This is a genomic window from Pseudomonas sp. LBUM1643 (assembly GCF_059716215.1).
In genome coordinates this window covers 85194-100305 of record NZ_CP166813.1, presented here as the reverse complement: position 1 = coordinate 100305, position 15112 = coordinate 85194, and the positions used below count along the sequence as shown (strand labels likewise).

General features: G+C 57.0%; 18 protein-coding genes. 9 read left to right on the top strand and 9 right to left on the bottom strand.

Annotated elements, in window-relative coordinates; genetic code table 11:
• Positions 1-169: 169 nt before the first annotated feature.
• Both trpA and trpB read right to left on the bottom strand, forming a co-directional pair.
• Positions 170-982 carry a tryptophan synthase subunit alpha gene (gene trpA, locus ACA063_RS00490; RefSeq protein ID WP_497664379.1) on the bottom strand — a complete coding sequence of 271 codons (813 nt, stop codon included), beginning with the start codon at positions 980-982 and terminating at the stop codon, positions 170-172.
• The gene (trpB, locus tag ACA063_RS00485; protein WP_497664378.1) at positions 982-2217 is read right to left on the bottom strand and encodes a tryptophan synthase subunit beta; all 1236 of its coding nucleotides are present in this window, start codon (positions 2215-2217) and stop codon (positions 982-984) included. Before trpB ends, trpA begins: the two co-directional genes overlap by 1 nt.
• Before the next feature lie 112 nt (positions 2218-2329).
• On the opposite strand from trpB, the gene ACA063_RS00480 reads away from it, so the two are divergent.
• Entirely contained in the window at positions 2330-3223 is an 894-nt protein-coding gene (locus ACA063_RS00480) for a LysR family transcriptional regulator (protein ID WP_497664377.1), read from the top strand.
• Here the strand turns inward: ACA063_RS00480 and ACA063_RS00475 are convergent.
• A complete protein-coding gene (locus ACA063_RS00475) occupies positions 3220-3546 on the bottom strand; it encodes an ElaB/YgaM/YqjD family protein (RefSeq protein WP_162438926.1) in 327 nt (108 codons plus the stop codon). The genes ACA063_RS00480 and ACA063_RS00475 overlap by 4 nt on opposite strands.
• A 157-nt stretch (positions 3547-3703) precedes the next feature.
• On the opposite strand from ACA063_RS00475, the gene ACA063_RS00470 reads away from it, so the two are divergent.
• Both ACA063_RS00470 and ACA063_RS00465 read left to right on the top strand, forming a co-directional pair.
• Positions 3704-3919, top strand: coding sequence for a dodecin (locus tag ACA063_RS00470; protein ID WP_162438925.1), 216 nt, complete (start codon positions 3704-3706; stop codon positions 3917-3919).
• Positions 3920-4040: 121 nt separating this feature from the next.
• Positions 4041-4262 (top strand): DUF1161 domain-containing protein, encoded by a 222-nt coding sequence (locus ACA063_RS00465; RefSeq protein WP_497664376.1) that lies wholly within the window; start codon positions 4041-4043, stop codon positions 4260-4262.
• Between the two features lie 63 nt (positions 4263-4325).
• Here ACA063_RS00465 and ACA063_RS00460 read toward each other — a convergent pair whose 3' ends face one another.
• The gene (locus tag ACA063_RS00460; protein ID WP_497664375.1) at positions 4326-5327 is read right to left on the bottom strand and encodes an LLM class flavin-dependent oxidoreductase; all 1002 of its coding nucleotides are present in this window, start codon (positions 5325-5327) and stop codon (positions 4326-4328) included.
• A gap of 240 nt (positions 5328-5567) precedes the next feature.
• Between ACA063_RS00460 and ACA063_RS00455 the strand changes: the two genes are divergently transcribed.
• Positions 5568-5999, top strand: coding sequence for an OsmC family protein (locus ACA063_RS00455; protein WP_064675278.1), 432 nt, complete (start codon positions 5568-5570; stop codon positions 5997-5999).
• Positions 6000-6185: 186 nt separating this feature from the next.
• Positions 6186-6425 (top strand): DUF1161 domain-containing protein, encoded by a 240-nt coding sequence (locus tag ACA063_RS00450; protein WP_497664374.1) that lies wholly within the window; start codon positions 6186-6188, stop codon positions 6423-6425.
• 6 nt (positions 6426-6431) lie between these two features.
• On the opposite strand, the gene ACA063_RS00445 is transcribed toward ACA063_RS00450, so the two are convergent.
• Positions 6432-6851, bottom strand: coding sequence for a PA0061/PA0062 family lipoprotein (locus tag ACA063_RS00445; RefSeq protein WP_497664373.1), 420 nt, complete (start codon positions 6849-6851; stop codon positions 6432-6434).
• Between the two features lie 40 nt (positions 6852-6891).
• A complete protein-coding gene (locus ACA063_RS00440; protein WP_497664372.1) occupies positions 6892-7314 on the bottom strand; it encodes a PA0061/PA0062 family lipoprotein in 423 nt (140 codons plus the stop codon).
• Positions 7315-7374: 60 nt separating this feature from the next.
• Between ACA063_RS00440 and ACA063_RS00435 the strand changes: the two genes are divergently transcribed.
• Positions 7375-8466, top strand: a complete 1092-nt coding sequence (locus tag ACA063_RS00435) for an aminopeptidase (RefSeq protein ID WP_497664371.1) — start codon at positions 7375-7377, stop codon at positions 8464-8466.
• A gap of 99 nt (positions 8467-8565) precedes the next feature.
• Here the strand turns inward: ACA063_RS00435 and ACA063_RS00430 are convergent, their stop codons facing one another.
• The gene (locus ACA063_RS00430; RefSeq protein WP_497664370.1) at positions 8566-9216 is read right to left on the bottom strand and encodes an HAD family hydrolase; all 651 of its coding nucleotides are present in this window, start codon (positions 9214-9216) and stop codon (positions 8566-8568) included.
• A gap of 42 nt (positions 9217-9258) precedes the next feature.
• Positions 9259-9804, bottom strand: a complete 546-nt coding sequence (locus ACA063_RS00425) for a gamma carbonic anhydrase family protein (protein WP_497664369.1) — start codon at positions 9802-9804, stop codon at positions 9259-9261.
• 89 nt (positions 9805-9893) lie between these two features.
• Between ACA063_RS00425 and prlC the strand changes: the two genes are divergently transcribed.
• The 3 genes from prlC to ACA063_RS00410 all read left to right on the top strand — a co-directional run bounded on the left by prlC (position 9894) and on the right by ACA063_RS00410 (position 14413).
• Positions 9894-11945, top strand: coding sequence for an oligopeptidase A (gene prlC / locus ACA063_RS00420; RefSeq protein WP_497664368.1), 2052 nt, complete (start codon positions 9894-9896; stop codon positions 11943-11945).
• Positions 11942-12223, top strand: coding sequence for a YheV family putative zinc ribbon protein (locus tag ACA063_RS00415; protein WP_497664367.1), 282 nt, complete (start codon positions 11942-11944; stop codon positions 12221-12223). Before prlC ends, ACA063_RS00415 begins: the two co-directional genes overlap by 4 nt.
• Positions 12224-12343: 120 nt before the next feature.
• Positions 12344-14413 carry a M3 family metallopeptidase gene (locus ACA063_RS00410; RefSeq protein ID WP_497664366.1) on the top strand — a complete coding sequence of 690 codons (2070 nt, stop codon included), beginning with the start codon at positions 12344-12346 and terminating at the stop codon, positions 14411-14413.
• Here ACA063_RS00410 and ACA063_RS00405 read toward each other — a convergent pair.
• Positions 14382-15038 (bottom strand): dual specificity protein phosphatase family protein, encoded by a 657-nt coding sequence (locus tag ACA063_RS00405; RefSeq protein WP_497664365.1) that lies wholly within the window; start codon positions 15036-15038, stop codon positions 14382-14384. The two genes, ACA063_RS00410 and ACA063_RS00405, sit on opposite strands and share 32 nt — an antisense overlap.
• Positions 15039-15112 lie beyond the last annotated feature (74 nt).

The following is a 15112-nucleotide window of genomic DNA, read 5'->3' as shown; positions in this document are numbered from 1 at the left end:
AATTGTCGCCCTGCAGCGCCCGGTACCCTCAGACGTTTCGGCATTTTCATCAATTGATCCTCGCTGCACTTACAGCAAAAAGGGCTTCAGAACGTAGTCCTGAAGCCCTCAATCTTGCTGATTAGTGTGTGCCGCGAGGCGCTAATTCCTCTGTATCAGAACTTAACCTTCAGCCGACGCGAGCCTTACGCACGCCTTCCGACAACGCCGCACAAAGGCTCAATACGCCATCAATCGCCTGGTCTGGCGTCGTTGCATTGGCAATGTGATCGATCAGCGCCGACCCCACCACAACACCGTCTGCCAGACGGGCGATAGACGCCGCTTGCTCCGGTGTACGGATACCAAATCCGATACTGATGGGCAGATCGGTATGGCGACGCAGGCGAGCCACCGCCTCCTCAACGTGCTCCAGCGTAGCGGCGCCAGCACCGGTCACACCGGCAACAGACACATAGTAAACAAAGCCGGAACTGCCATTCAGAACAGTCGGCAGACGCACATCATCAGTGGTCGGAGTGGTCAGACGAATGAAGTCCAGACCCGCGGCCTGGGCTGGATCGCACAATTCGCCGTTATGCTCTGGCGGCAGGTCCACAACGATCAAACCATCAACACCGGCCTCCTTCGCGTCAGCAATGAAGCGCGACACCCCGTACATGTGAATCGGGTTGAAGTAACCCATCAGCACCAACGGCGTCTCGGCGTTGCCCTCACGGAACTCGCGAACCATTTGAAGGGTTTTCACGAGGTTCTGCTTGGCACCCAGCGCACGGATGTTGGCGAGCTGGATGGCCGGGCCATCAGCCATCGGATCGGTAAAAGGCATGCCCAGCTCGATCACATCGGCGCCAGCACCCGGCAGGCCTTTAAGGATCGCCAGTGAAGTGTCATAGCTCGGGTCACCTGCGGTCACAAAGGTCACCAGTGCGGCACGATTTTGTTCCTTGAGTTCGGCAAAACGCGTTTGCAGGCGGCTCATCAGTGTTTCTCCTGCTGGGACGACTTTTGTTGGGATTGCTCCATGTGGTGCATCACGGTCTGCATGTCTTTGTCGCCGCGACCGGACAGGTTGACCACCATCAGGTGATCTTTCGGTAAGCTCGGTGCACGCTTGAACACCTCGGCCAGGGCGTGAGCGCTTTCCAGCGCAGGGATAATGCCTTCCAGGCGGCAGCATTTATGGAATGCGTCGAGGGCCTCATTATCAGTCACCGAGGTGTACTGAACACGACCGATGTCATGCAACCAGGCGTGTTCAGGCCCGATGCCCGGGTAATCGAGGCCGGCGGAAATCGAGTGAGCGTCGATGATCTGTCCATCGTCGTCCTGCAACAGGAACGTCCGATTCCCGTGCAACACACCTGGAACGCCACCGTTCAGGCTGGCGGCGTGCTTGCCGGTTTCAATACCGTAGCCCGCTGCTTCAACACCGATGATTTCGACACTTTTATCGTCGAGGAACGGGTGAAACAGGCCCATCGCGTTGGAGCCACCGCCGATGCAGGCGACCAGGCTGTCTGGCAGACGACCTTCCTGGGCTTGCAATTGGTCACGGGTTTCCTTGCCGATGACGGCCTGGAAATCACGAACCATCGCGGGATAAGGGTGTGGACCGGCAACCGTACCGATCAGGTAGAACGTGCTGTCGAGGTTGGTTACCCAGTCGCGCAACGCTTCGTTCATGGCGTCTTTCAAAGTGCCAGTGCCGGCGACGACCGGGATCACTTCAGCGCCCAGCAACTTCATGCGGAATACGTTGGCCTGCTGACGCTCGATGTCAGTGGTGCCCATATAAATCACGCAATCCAGACCGAAACGCGCTGCCACCGTGGCGGTCGCCACGCCGTGCATGCCGGCACCGGTCTCGGCGATGATGCGCTTCTTGCCCATGCGTCGAGCCAGCAGGATCTGGCCGATGCAGTTGTTAATCTTGTGCGCGCCGGTGTGGTTCAGCTCTTCGCGCTTCAAATAAATCTTCGCACCGCCGCAATACTCGGTCAGACGCTCTGCGTAATAGAGCGGGCTTGGACGTCCAACGTAATCGCGCTGGAAGTAGGCCAATTCTTCTTTGAACGCCGGATCTTCCTTGGCCAATTCGTATTCACGCGCCAAATCGAGGATCAACGGCATCAGGGTTTCAGCCACGTAGCGGCCGCCGAAGGCGCCAAACAGGCCGCTGGCATCGGGGCCGTTTCGCAGATTGGTCTGGGTCATGGGTCGCTCCAGTAGAATTCGTGTGATGACAATGAGGCTTACTCTACCCCTGACGCTCTATGCTGAAAACCGATAAGATCGCCACAACCCGTCAGGAAAACTCACAGATAAAATGAGCCATGACCTCCCCCCGCTGAACGCACTGCGCGCCTTTGAGGCCACTGCCCGTTTGAACAGCGTCAGCCAGGCTGCGGAACAGCTGCACGTTACTCACGGTGCAGTCAGCCGCCAGCTCAAAGTGCTCGAAGAACATCTTGGCGTCAGCCTGTTCATCAAGGAAGGTCGCGGCCTGAAACTCACAGATGCCGGCGTTCGTTTACGCGATGCCAGCGGTGAAGCCTTCGAGCGCCTGCGTACCGTCTGCGCAGAACTGACCCAAAGCCATGCGGATGCACCTTTCGTCCTGGGTTGCTCGGGAAGCCTGCTGGCGCGTTGGTTCATTCCACGGCTGGGACGGCTGAATGCTGAGCTGCCGGATCTGCGCCTGCACTTGTCCGCAGGCGAAGGTGATCTCGATCCCCGTCGCCCGGGACTGGATGCGTTGCTGGTATTTGCCGAACCACCCTGGCCCGCCGACATGCAGGTATACGCCCTGGCTAGCGAGCGAATCGGGCCGGTGATCAGCCCACGCTTTGTCGGTTATGAAAGGTTGCAGCACGCACCCGCCAGCGCATTACTCAACGAACCCTTGCTGCATACAACGTCACGACCGCAAGCATGGCCAAGCTGGGCACACCAAAGTGACCTTGATGCCAAGTCATTGAAGTACGGGCAAGGTTTCGAGCATTTGTATTATTTGCTGGAGGCGGCGGTTGCCGGACTGGGTGTGGCGATTGCGCCCGAACCGTTGGTGGCAGAGGATTTGAAGGCCGGTCGCCTGGTTGCGCCTTGGGGTTTCAAAGAAACCTCGGCACAACTGGCGTTGTGGCTACCCAAGCGCGCCGCGGACGGGCGCGCAGGGCAATTGGCGCAGTGGCTCAAGAACGAGCTGCACCAAGCGGATTAGTCACCGCGTTTGCACAGCAGGTAGGCGGCCAGCAGGCCCAGTGCACCCACGGCAACACCGGCTGTAGTCCAAGGGTGTTCCTGAGCGTAGTCCCGGGTAGCAATCCCGGTTTCACGGGTTTTGACTTTGACTTCTTCGTACGCATCGCTGAGCAGGTGACGCGAATGTTTCAGCGCGTTTTCAGCGTTGCTTTTCAAGACTTTGAGGGTTTTGCGCGACTCGTCCGAGGCGTCGTCCTTCAGGCTTTCCAAAGACTTCAGCAGACTCTCGATCTCGGCTTCCATGCTTTGCAATGAGGCTTTACGTAAAGAGGTGTTGGCCATGGTGGCTCTCCTGCATTGGTGATGAGTGGCGTGTGTTGGTTGGGACTGCACCGGTTCGAGAAAGTGCAGTAAATCTGAACTTCCATGTCGGATCAGGCGACAGAAGTAAGACCAAAAATCACTGCTAGTCTGTATTTCATACCCCAAGGAGAACGCTATGACTGACCACCACACGTACAAGAAAATCGAGCTGGTTGGCTCGTCCGCCAGCAGCATTGAAGACGCCATCAACAACGCGCTCGCCGAAGCCAGCAAGTCCATAAAACATCTGGAATGGTTCGAAGTGACCGAAACCCGCGGCCACATCAAGGACGGCAAGGCCGCGCATTTTCAGGTAACACTCAAAGTCGGTTTCCGGATTGCCAGCAGCTGAGTTTGAGCTAGTCTTCTGAACTTGCGCGCTGGCCGCATGCCATAGGGAATGGCAAAGCGCTACATGAGTGCATCCAGCGAAAGCTGGATGCCCCTATTGATCCGACCAGGGAGTGCGACCAATGAAGAAGTTTATTTTAGCGGTAGGTTTATTGAGCCTTGCCGGCGCAGCGTTTGCTGATGGCAAGTCTTGCGAAGAACTGAAAGCCGAAATCGCTGCGAAGCTTGACGCCAAGGGCGTCGCTGGTTATTCACTTGAGATCGTTGATAAAGGCACTGCTGATGGCGGAAAAATCGTCGGCACCTGTGAAAAAGGCACCAAGGAAATTGTCTACAAACGATAAATCCCCCACAAATGAAAAAGCCGACGCAATGACGTCGGCTTTTTTATCAGCGTTTTCCAGGCTTCAGCCTTTCATGACCTGCGCCAGCAGCTCATAGGAGTGCACACGATCGGCGTGTTCATACAGGTCACAGGTGAATATCAACTCGTCCGCCTGGGTCTGCTCAACGAGCACTTCCAGCTTGGCGCGGATTTTCTGCGGGCTGCCCACCATGGCCAGGCCAAGGAAGTCGCCGACCGCTTCTTTTTCATGAGGCAGCCACAGGCCGTCCATGGTTTTGACCGGCGGACGTTGCACCAGGCTCTGGCCACGCATCAACGCAAGAATTCGCTGATAAACCGACGTCGCCAGGTAATCGGCTTGCTCATCGGTATCGGCGGCCACCAACGGCACGCCCAGCATGACGTAAGGCTTATCCAGCACCGCTGAAGGCTTGAAGTGATTGCGGTAGACACGAATCGCCTCATGCATGAAGCGCGGTGCGAAATGCGAGGCGAACGCGTAAGGCAATCCACGCTCACCGGCCAGTTGCGCACTGAACAGGCTCGACCCCAGCAACCAGACGGGAACATTGGTGCCCGTGCCAGGCATTGCGATGATCCGTTGATCGGGCGTGCGCGGGCCGAGGTAGCGCATCAGTTCCGCCACATCTTCCGGGAACTCGTCAGCACTGCCCGAACGCTCACGACGCAGGGCACGGGCAGTCATCTGGTCAGAACCCGGCGCGCGTCCCAAGCCCAGGTCGATCCGACCCGGATACAGGCTTTCGAGCGTCCCGAATTGCTCGGCAATCACCAACGGCGCGTGATTAGGCAGCATCACGCCGCCGGAGCCAACGCGAATAGTGGACGTGCCGCCGGCCAAATAGCCCAGCAATACCGACGTCGCCGAGCTGGCGATACCGTCCATATTGTGGTGTTCAGCCACCCAGAAGCGGTTGTAGCCGAACTTCTCTACGTGTTGCGCCAAGTCCAGAGAATTGCGCAGCGACTGTGCCGCAGTGCCATTCTCCCGAACGGGTACCAGATCAAGGGTCGAAAATTTGATGTCGGATAGTCGTTTCATAAACCTGCTTCTCCAATTGGGTGCAGGTTTCTTCTCGTGAACGAAAACCTGCCGAATCTATAAGCGTGTTTCATGCAATGAGGGCATATACCCGAGTTTCAATAGCCACGAGGAAATTTCCTACGAAAATAGTAGGACATATCAGATCTGGTGAACTTCTCGCCCCGGTCTATCCTCAGAACCCTAGCAACCGAAAACCACGAAGGCGCGACGTTCGCGCCGGATCTTGAGGAGGCAGACATGGCTATCACTAAGAAAGCATCGGCGCATTGGGAAGGTGACCTGAAAACCGGCATCGGCTCGATTTCCACGGAGACCGGTGTGCTCAGAGAAGCGCCTTATGGCTTCAAAGCGCGTTTCGAAGGCGGTAAAGGGACGAACCCGGAAGAACTGATCGGCGCCGCTCATGCGGGCTGTTTCTCCATGGCATTTTCGATGATTCTCGGCGATGCGGGCCTGAAGGCTGACAGCATCGATACCAACGCCGAAGTGACGCTGGATCAGGTTGAAGGCGGCTTCGCGATTACAGCAGTGAAATTGATCCTCAAAGCGAAAATCCCTGGTGCGACCCAGGCGCAGTTCGAGGAACTGAGTAACAAAGCCAAAGAAGGCTGCCCGGTTTCCAAGGTGTTGAATGCGAAGATCAGCCTGGACGCCACGCTGGTCAGCTAAATCGCGTTGTCGCAAAAGATCGCAGCCTGCGTTGGTTCCTGCACGAAACACTGTTTCATGTAGAAGCTGCCGCAGGCTGCGATCTTTTTTGCCTTGAAACAAAACTCGGCTTGTAAAAATGTGGTCGAATAAATGACAGCAGCTTTAGCGCATGACGTGCGCGTTGCCTGAAAAGGAGCTTCAACCATGAAACGTTTTGCCCTGGCGGTTATCTGCGGTGCACTGGCCACTTCGGCCTTGGCAGCACCCAAGGACTGCGAAGAACTCAAAAAAGAAATTGAGATCAAGATCCAGGCGAATGCCGTGCCTTCCTACACATTGGAAATCGTCTCGAAAGAAGAGGCTGAGAAGCACGACGTAGCTATGGTCGTTGGTACATGCGAGAACGGCACCAAAGCGATCGTTTATCAAAAAAACGACAACTGATCCCGCTCACATCACGCAGTTGACTTGCCGGTCTTCAGCAACGATCTCACGCTTGGCGTTGTAGAGCCTCGCGCTGGGGGTGAAGGCCAGATTTCGGGCTTCGAGCAAATAGCGCTGGCCCGCTTCGAAATGGTCGTAGTTGATGGTCAGATAGCACAATCGCTCGACCGGTCCGGTCATCAAGCTTCCGCCCCCGCCAAATACTTCGAAATCGAAACGCACCAACAGCTCGTGGCTGCCGGGAGCGACCTGAAAGTAACGCCCGTCCCGCAGCCGCTGATTGTCCAGGCGTTCGGCCATGAGCAACTTGCCGCCAGGACTTGGTGTAGCAAAGTCGACCCAGGCCATCTGCGGATTGACGGCCGGCATGGGGCTCTGGCAGCCGGCAACCAAGCTTGCAGCAAGCAACAGCATCAACCTGCGCATGATGAATGTCCCAAGAATTAGACATTCAGCATAGCGCCAATCAGGTGCGCTGACAGCCCGCCGGTTTACCCTGACCAATCACTTTTCGCTGTTGATCATAGAGCTTTGCCCAGGGTCGGAAGCCGATATTCCCTGCTTGCAGCTGATATTTTTCCCCGGCGTTGAAGTCGTTGAATTTCACGTTCAGCTGGCAGTCACGCCATAAAGGCTCCGCGTCCGGACCGATGTTGGTGGGCTGAACCGGGAATTGGTAGCGCACCGTCAGCTCATGACTGCCCGGCTGCACCTCGAAATAACGCTTGTCGGAGGATGCCTTGTCATCGACTTCCAGCGCTTGCAGCGCGGTGTCTTCTTGCTGTGGATCGAGGTCGATCCAGGCTTGCGAAGGATCTTGTTGAGGTATGCCGAAACCAGCACAGCCTGTCAGCATCAACAGGCCTCCCGTCAGCATTAATTTGCGCATAGCGGAGCTCCAGTGAGGCGGGATAGTCTTGCGGGCAGACTTTCCGGGGATAATTTTATTTTGATCAGGCCGTCTTTGAGCCTTGGGTTACTTGATCGCGTTTTGCGCGTTTTGTTTCCGGGCGTGCTGCTTTTGTTTCTGAGCGGTTGCACCAGCGTCAGCTACTACAGCCAGTTGGCCAATGGTCAGCTTCAACTGCTGCGGGCACGTGAGCCGGTTGCCGAGGTGATTTCCGATCCTCGCAGGGACGCGAATTTGCGTGCCCGCCTGGTTCAATCACAAGCCGCACGAACATTTGCCAGCCAGCAACTGCACCTTCCCGATAACCAGAGCTACCGTCTGTACGCCGATATTGGTCGGCCGTTCGTAGTCTGGAACGTCTTCGCCACACCCGAATTCTCCCTGTCACCGCAAAACCATTGTTTCCCCATCGCCGGCTGCGTGGCCTATCGCGGTTATTACAGTCAAAGCGCCGCGCGTGGCGAGGCCGCGTTACAACGCCTGCAAGGTATGGACGTGTCGATTGGCGGCGTCGAGGCTTATTCGACGCTTGGCTGGTTCAACGATCCGATAATCAGTTCGATGATGAACTGGGGCGACGAGCGGCTGGCAACACTGATCTTCCACGAGCTCGCGCATCAACGCTTTTATGTGAAGGACGACACCGAGTTCAACGAGTCTTTTGCCACCTTCGTGGAACAGGAAGGCACCCGCCAATGGCGCGCAACCCGAGGCTTGGCGCCGGACAACACGGCAGAGATCCAACGGCGGGATCAGTTCATTCAACTGGTTCTGGATACCCGCACGCGGCTTGAGCAGCTATACGCCCTGCCGCTCCCTGCAGACCAGATGCGTCAGCGCAAAGCGGCCGAATTCGAACGGTTGCGCAATGATTACCGGAAAATGCGTGACGACCAATGGGCCGGGGATAAACGCTATGACGCCTGGATCAACGCCCCAATGAACAATGCCCGGTTGTTGCCATTCGGGTTGTATGACCAATGGGTCCCGGCTTTTGCGGCGTTGTATGAACAGATGAACGGGGATTGGACGAAGTTCTACGCAGCAGTGGAAAAGCTTGGCGCGCTGCCGGCTGACGAACGCAAGGTAGCGCTGAAAGCGTTGGCAGAAACAGAAAATCCAAGTGCCTGAACGAACGCCATCGCGGGCAAGCCCACTCCCACAGGTTTCGACGCAATACATATTGATCCGCACCCTGTGGGAGCGGGCTTGCCCGCGATGGCGTACTGATCAGCGCCGCAAAAACGCCTGATGCAACTCATCCAGCGTTTCGAAGTGATAAGCCGGCGCTTCGGCGCTCAACTCCTCCCGGCTTCCAAAACCGTACCCCACCGCTGCGGCATCGAGGCCATTACTGCGGGCGCCGATCAGGTCGTGCTTGCGGTCGCCGATCATCAGGGTGGTGGCCGGATCCAGGCCCTCTTCGGCCATCAGGTGAGCAATCAGCTCGACCTTGTTGGTCCGGGTGCCGTCCAGTTCGCTGCCGTAGATCACCTTGAAGTGTTTGGCAAAATCAAAGTGCCGGGCGATTTCCCGGGCGAAGATCCAAGGTTTCGAGGTCGCGATGTACAGCTGTCGTCCTTGCCCACCAAGGGTTTCCAACAACGGCGTGACGCCATCAAACACGCGGTTTTCATACAGGCCGGTGACCTTGAAACGTTCACGATAGAAATTCACCGCTTCCCAGGCTTTAGGCTCGTCGAACTCATAAAACTGCATGAACGCCTGCAACAGCGGTGGACCGATGAAGTGTTCGAGTTGGGTCAGGTCAGGCTCATCGATGCCCAGCTTGCTAAGGGCAAACTGGATCGAACGGGTAATCCCTTCCCGCGGGTCGGTCAGGGTGCCATCGAGGTCGAACAGAACAGTTTGGTAATGCATGAAAATTCCTGGGCAATTGCGAAAGGCTTTGTGAAAGTTGTTTCAGAGCTGGTCGTAGCCTTCCGCCAGATGCAAATCCTTCAGCTTCACGTAATTCGCCGCACTGTAGGTGAAAAAGGCGCGCTCCTTGTCAGTCAGCGGGCGGACCTGTTTCACCGGGCTGCCCACATAAAGAAAGCCACTGTCCAGCCGTTTGCCCGGCGGCACCAGGCTGCCGGCTCCGATGATGACGTCGTCCTCAACCACCGCGCCGTCCATGACAATGCTGCCCATGCCAATCAAAACCCGGCTGCCCACTCTGCAACCGTGCAGCATGACTTTGTGCGCGATGGTCACATCGTCGCCAATCAGCAGTGGAAAACCGTCCGGGTTGAACGGGCCAGCATGGGTGATGTGCAGGACACAGCCATCCTGAACGCTGGTGCGCTGGCCGATACGGATGCGGTGCATGTCACCGCGAATCACCGTCAACGGCCAAACAGAGCTGTCGTCGCCGATTTCGACGTCGCCGATGACCACTGCAGAGCTGTCGACAAAAGCGCCGTTACCCAGCAGTGGCATGTGGTTCTGATACTTGCGAAGGGTCACGATAGGCTCTCTCTCTTTTGCTGATAGCTGCGGTCGGCGTCGATTGTAATTAAGATGGGGGCATGTTTCTTCCAGCCAAGGTGTCAACCGTGAGCGTGAATAACCCTCTTTTGCAGTCCTACGATCTGCCGCCGTTCTCCGCGATCCGTGCCGAACACGTGCAACCGGCCATTGAACAGATCCTGGCTGACAACCGTGCCGCCATTATCGAGATACTCAAAACCCAAGGCAAACAACCGACCTGGGCTGGCCTGGTGCTGGCGATGGACGAGTTGAATGATCGGCTCGGCGCAGCCTGGAGCCCGGTCAGCCACCTGAATGCGGTGTGCAACAGCGCCGAACTGCGCGAAGCCTATGAGTCCTGCCTGCCAGCCTTGAGCGCCTACTCTACGGAAATGGGCCAGAATCGCGAGTTGTTCCAGGCCTTCGAAGCGTTGGCCAACAGCCCGGAAGCGGCCGGCTTCGACGTTGCGCAAAAAACCATTCTTGAACACTCGCTGCGTGACTTCCGTCTGTCGGGTATCGATTTGCCTGAGGCCGAGCAGAAGCGCTACGCCGAAGTCCAAAGCAAATGGTCGGAGCTGGGCAGCCGCTTCTCCAACCAGCTGCTCGACGCGACTCAAGCCTGGACCAAACACGTCACTGACGAAGCCACCCTCACCGGCCTGACCGATTCCGCGAAGGCGCAAATGGCGGCAGCCGCTCACGCCAAAGAGCTGGACGGCTGGTTGATCACTCTGGAATTCCCAAGCTACTTCGCCGTGATGACCTACGCACACGACCGTGCTTTGCGCGAGGAAGTCTACGCCGCCTACTGCACCCGTGCGTCGGACCAAGGCCCCAATGCCGGTCAGAACGACAACGGCCCGGTCATGGAAGAAATTCTCGACCTGCGTCAGGAATTGGCAAAGCTCCTGGGATTCGCCAGCTACTCGGAACTGAGCCTGGCCACCAAAATGGCCGAGTCCAGCGATCAGGTCATCAGCTTCCTGCGCGACCTGGCCAAGCGCAGCAAACCCTTCGCCGCGCAGGATCTGGAGCAGCTCAGAGCGTACGCCGCCGAGCAAGGCTGCCCGGACCTGCAAAGCTGGGACAGCGGTTTCTTCGGTGAAAAACTGCGTGAACAACGGTACAGCGTTGCTCAGGAAGCACTGCGTGCTTATTTCCCGATCGATAAAGTGCTGAGTGGCTTGTTCGCCATCGTTCAGCGCCTGTACGGCATCGAGATCGCCGAGCAGAAAGGTTTCGACACCTGGCACCCGGATGTCCGCTTGTTCGAAATCAAGGAAAACGGTCAGCACGTCGGCCGCTTCTTCTTCGACCTTTACGCTCGCGCCAACAAACGTGGTGGCGCCTGGATGGATGGCGCTCGCGACCGCCGTCGTACGGCTGAAGGCGTGTTGCAAAGCCCGGTGGCCAATCTGGTGTGCAACTTTACCCCGGCGGACAGCGGCAAACCTGCCCTGCTGACCCATGATGAAGTGACCACGCTGTTCCATGAATTCGGCCACGGCTTGCATCACCTGCTCACCCGCGTCGAGCACGCTGGCGTATCCGGCATCAACGGCGTCGCATGGGACGCGGTCGAGCTGCCAAGCCAGTTCATGGAAAACTGGTGCTGGGAGCCTGAAGGTCTGGCGCTGATCTCCGGTCACTACGAAACTGGTGAACCGCTGCCTCAGGATCTCCTGGAAAAAATGCTCGCCGCCAAAAACTTCCAGTCCGGCCTGATGATGGTTCGCCAACTGGAATTCTCGCTGTTCGACTTCGAACTGCACGCCACCCACGGTGACGGCCGCAGCGTGCTGCAGGTGCTCGAGGGCGTACGCGATGAGGTGTCGGTCATGCGCCCTCCAGCCTACAACAGGTTCCCCAACAGCTTTGCGCACATCTTCGCCGGCGGTTACGCGGCGGGTTACTACAGCTACAAGTGGGCGGAAGTGCTGTCAGCCGATGCCTTTTCGAAATTCGAAGAAGACGGCGTGCTCAACGAAGCAACCGGTCGCGCGTTCCGTGAAGCGATCCTGGCGCGGGGTGGTTCTCAGGAGCCGATGGTACTGTTCGTCGACTTCCGTGGCCGTGCGCCATCGATTGACGCACTCTTGCGCCACAGCGGCCTGAGTGAGGACGCGGCAGCATGAGTGAGGGGCCTGTGATCACCAAAAGACGCTTTATCGCCGGGGCAGTTTGCCCGGCCTGCAGCGAGCCGGACAAGTTGATGATGTGGAGCGAAGACGATGTTCCGCATCGTGAGTGCGTGGCCTGTGGTTACGCCGACACGCTTAATGAGCAAGGCCTGTCAGTACCCAAGGAATTAGGTACGCGGGTGAATACCTCGGCATTGAAAGTGCCGGACGCCAAGGTTCAGGCAGTGCAGTTTTTCCCGAACCCGAAGCTGAAAAAAAAGACTGACGAGTAACACTGAAACGCCACCACCTCCCCCACGTCTGATCGGCGTGGGAGGTGGTACCTATCTAATACCTGCTCCGCGTACTTCCTTTTTAGGCTGCTTGAACAGTCGCTAATCAAGGAAGACGTCATGCCCAACACCAATCCGCTTTTACAACAGTGGGACCTGCCTGCGTGGCAGAACATCCGGGTCGAGCACCTGGTTCCCGCCATCAAGCAAATTGTCGCCGACAATCGCCTGACCCTCTCAACCCTCATCGATTCGCAATCCACCTACCCGAACTGGGACGACCTGGTACTTGCCGTGGACGAAACCGATGCGCGTCTGGATGAAGCCATGGGTGTCATACAGACGCTCGACACGGTGACACGTCCCGACAACGCCTGGCGCCAGGCAGCGGCCGTCTGTGAGGACATCAGCGCACAGTACAAAATCGAAAAAATGAGTAATGCCGCATTGTTTCGTGCTTATCAGACGCTGGCACAAAGTCCCGTAGCTGAGCTGTTTGATTCGGACCGTAAAACAGTCTTGAACAAGATTCTTCGGGCATTCCGCCTTGCTGGCGTCGAGTTGACCGATCCGCAACAACAGGAGCTGGCCAAACTGAATCTCGATATCGGCGCACTCGAGGGCTTGTTTTTGAGTCAATTGAAATGGGCGAGCGCCAGCTGGAGCAAACGCATCGATGACGTCAAACACCTCGACGGTTTATCGCAGGACGTCCTGGATCGCCTGGCGCTCAACGCACAACAGGCGGGCCACGATGGCTGGCGGTTGCTGCTCGACGAGGCGACTTACACTCAGGTGATGACCTACGCCGAAGAACGGGCACTGCGTGAGGAATACTATTGCGCGTACACCACACGCGCCTCCGATCAAGGCCCCCACGCAGACCAATTCGACAATGCACCACTGCTGCAAATGCTGGTGGCCATGCGCCAACGCAAAGCGCGACTGCTCGGATTCGAAAACTACGCACAATTGAAATTGATCAACCGGATGGCTGAGTCGCCTGAGCAGGTCAAACAGTTCCTGCGTCAGCAGACTGCGCTGGCGACACCCGCTTTTGAGCAGGAGACTCAAGCCATCAAGGACTTCGCACTTACCCTAGGTTTCTCAAGCGTAGAACCCTGGGATCTCGAGTTTCTTGTCGCAAAGCTGCGCGAAACCCACAAAGGCTTTGCACTAAAAGGCCTGCGCAAGTTTTTTCCTTTGGATGCAACACTGCGCAAACTCTGTGAGTTTTGCGAGCGTATGTTTGGCATTCGGATGACTGAACTTAAGATGTTCGAGCGATGGGACGACAGTGTTCGGTTGTTTGAGATCAGTGAACACGCCCGAGTCATCGGTCACATCTACATCGACCCCTACCAGCGCAATGAAGCACCAGACTTCGCCAGGACGTCCACACTTCGTAACCGTCGTAGAAACGCCGAAGGGCGCGTGCCACTACCGATTGCCGTGCTTCATGCCAATTTCTCACGAGGCGCCGCGGGTCAACCGTACTTGCTCACTCATAAAGACTTGCGTGTACTGCTCCATGAATTGGGCCACTGTTTGCAACATGTATTGACTCGCTCACCCCATTACACGTTGTCGGGTATTTCGCAGCTGGGCCGAGACACGGCGGAGTTTGCCGGGCAGGTGTTTGAACTCTTCGGATTGTCTCGGGAGTTCCTGTTGTGGGTGGGGGCTCACTATCAGACCGGCGAACGCTTGTCCGAGACGCAGGTCGACAACGCCATCGCTTCGCTCAAGGCCTATGACAGCGGGGCGACCGCGCAACTGCTGATGAGCGCAATGTTCGATCTGGAACTGCATCTTGGGCAGGGCGAAGCACGTGATGTTCAGCAGGTTTTTGACGATGTACTGCGAGACTTCCCCTACCTTAATCTTCCGCAATGGAGCCGCCTCCCTAATAGCTTCGATTATCTGGTAACCGGGTATGAGGTTTCGGTTTACGCCTATAAATGGTCGGGCGTACTTGCCACCGAAACGTTTAAACGGTTCGAAAAAGATTGGGTGTTCAACGCCCAGACAGGCAAGAATTTTCGTGAGACGGTGTTCGCACCGGGCGATTCGAATTCGCTGCTGGACGTTCTGGAAGCCTTTCTCGGACGCCCGGTTGCCGCCGATCTATTCCCGGCAACGTTAGATCCAGCGAGCATCAGTGCCCGCTCTCCACGTTTGCGGACTTGAACCAGCTCTTCATCGAGCAAGCCGCGAAGGGGCTGGTGCTGCAATCGCCATTGGTGAGCGCCGTGCGCAGTTTGTCGACATCAGCCCGCATCATGTATCGCACACCCTCCTTGAAATGGGTGCTGTCACCAAAACCGCCCTGGGTCATTTCACTCAGGGCGTCTTCTTTGCTCCAGCCCTGCACCACGACCCGATACATCGCCGCCATTAAACCGGTACGGTCCGACCCGTGTTTGCAATGCATCAGAACCGGCCCTTTGGCTTGTGCAGTTTGAATGGCACGTAGGGCCTTCAATACATCCGTGTCATCCACATGATTGGTCCGATAAGGCAGTTGCACCTGTGCGATGTCTGGCGTCGACAGCCAACTCGAATCCGAATCCGGCAGGAAGTTGATCACGGTCGCGATATTGAGTTTTTTGAGCAAAGGCACCAAGCCTTGATCAGGCAGTGCGCTGCGGTAAAGCGATGGGGACATCTGGAAGAGGTTGTACGGAATCTCGACCGATTGAGCCCATTCGGCCGGACGAGGCAGTGCAGTGTCTTCAGCATGAGCGAACGAAAGGTTGAAAAATGCAGCCAACGACAACAGCAACGTCGCAAATGGAAGGCGCAGGAGGGGCATGCTTGAACGACCGTTTGGGGAAGAGTGAATGGATGACGTGCAGTTTCAACCCCGAACGGTCAAAGGCCTGTGAG

Excerpts from the sequence above, each read along its gene's own strand:
- ACA063_RS00410 (WP_497664366.1), top strand. The coding sequence starts at position 12,344 with ATGCCCAACACCAATCCGCTTTTACAACAGTGGGACCTGCCTGCGTGG.
- ACA063_RS00440 (WP_497664372.1), bottom strand. The coding sequence starts at position 7,314 with ATGCGCAAATTAATGCTGACGGGAGGCCTGTTGATGCTGACAGGCTGT.
- trpB (WP_497664378.1), bottom strand. The coding sequence starts at position 2,217 with ATGACCCAGACCAATCTGCGAAACGGCCCCGATGCCAGCGGCCTGTTT.
- ACA063_RS00430 (WP_497664370.1), bottom strand. The coding sequence starts at position 9,216 with ATGCATTACCAAACTGTTCTGTTCGACCTCGATGGCACCCTGACCGAC.
- ACA063_RS00460 (WP_497664375.1), bottom strand. The coding sequence starts at position 5,327 with ATGAAACGACTATCCGACATCAAATTTTCGACCCTTGATCTGGTACCC.
- ACA063_RS00405 (WP_497664365.1), bottom strand. The coding sequence starts at position 15,038 with ATGCCCCTCCTGCGCCTTCCATTTGCGACGTTGCTGTTGTCGTTGGCT.
- ACA063_RS00455 (WP_064675278.1), top strand. The coding sequence starts at position 5,568 with ATGGCTATCACTAAGAAAGCATCGGCGCATTGGGAAGGTGACCTGAAA.
- ACA063_RS00450 (WP_497664374.1), top strand. The coding sequence starts at position 6,186 with ATGAAACGTTTTGCCCTGGCGGTTATCTGCGGTGCACTGGCCACTTCG.
- trpA (WP_497664379.1), bottom strand. The coding sequence starts at position 982 with ATGAGCCGCCTGCAAACGCGTTTTGCCGAACTCAAGGAACAAAATCGT.
- ACA063_RS00470 (WP_162438925.1), top strand. The coding sequence starts at position 3,704 with ATGACTGACCACCACACGTACAAGAAAATCGAGCTGGTTGGCTCGTCC.
- ACA063_RS00475 (WP_162438926.1), bottom strand. The coding sequence starts at position 3,546 with ATGGCCAACACCTCTTTACGTAAAGCCTCATTGCAAAGCATGGAAGCC.
- ACA063_RS00415 (WP_497664367.1), top strand. The coding sequence starts at position 11,942 with ATGAGTGAGGGGCCTGTGATCACCAAAAGACGCTTTATCGCCGGGGCA.
- ACA063_RS00445 (WP_497664373.1), bottom strand. The coding sequence starts at position 6,851 with ATGCGCAGGTTGATGCTGTTGCTTGCTGCAAGCTTGGTTGCCGGCTGC.
- ACA063_RS00480 (WP_497664377.1), top strand. The coding sequence starts at position 2,330 with ATGAGCCATGACCTCCCCCCGCTGAACGCACTGCGCGCCTTTGAGGCC.
- ACA063_RS00465 (WP_497664376.1), top strand. The coding sequence starts at position 4,041 with ATGAAGAAGTTTATTTTAGCGGTAGGTTTATTGAGCCTTGCCGGCGCA.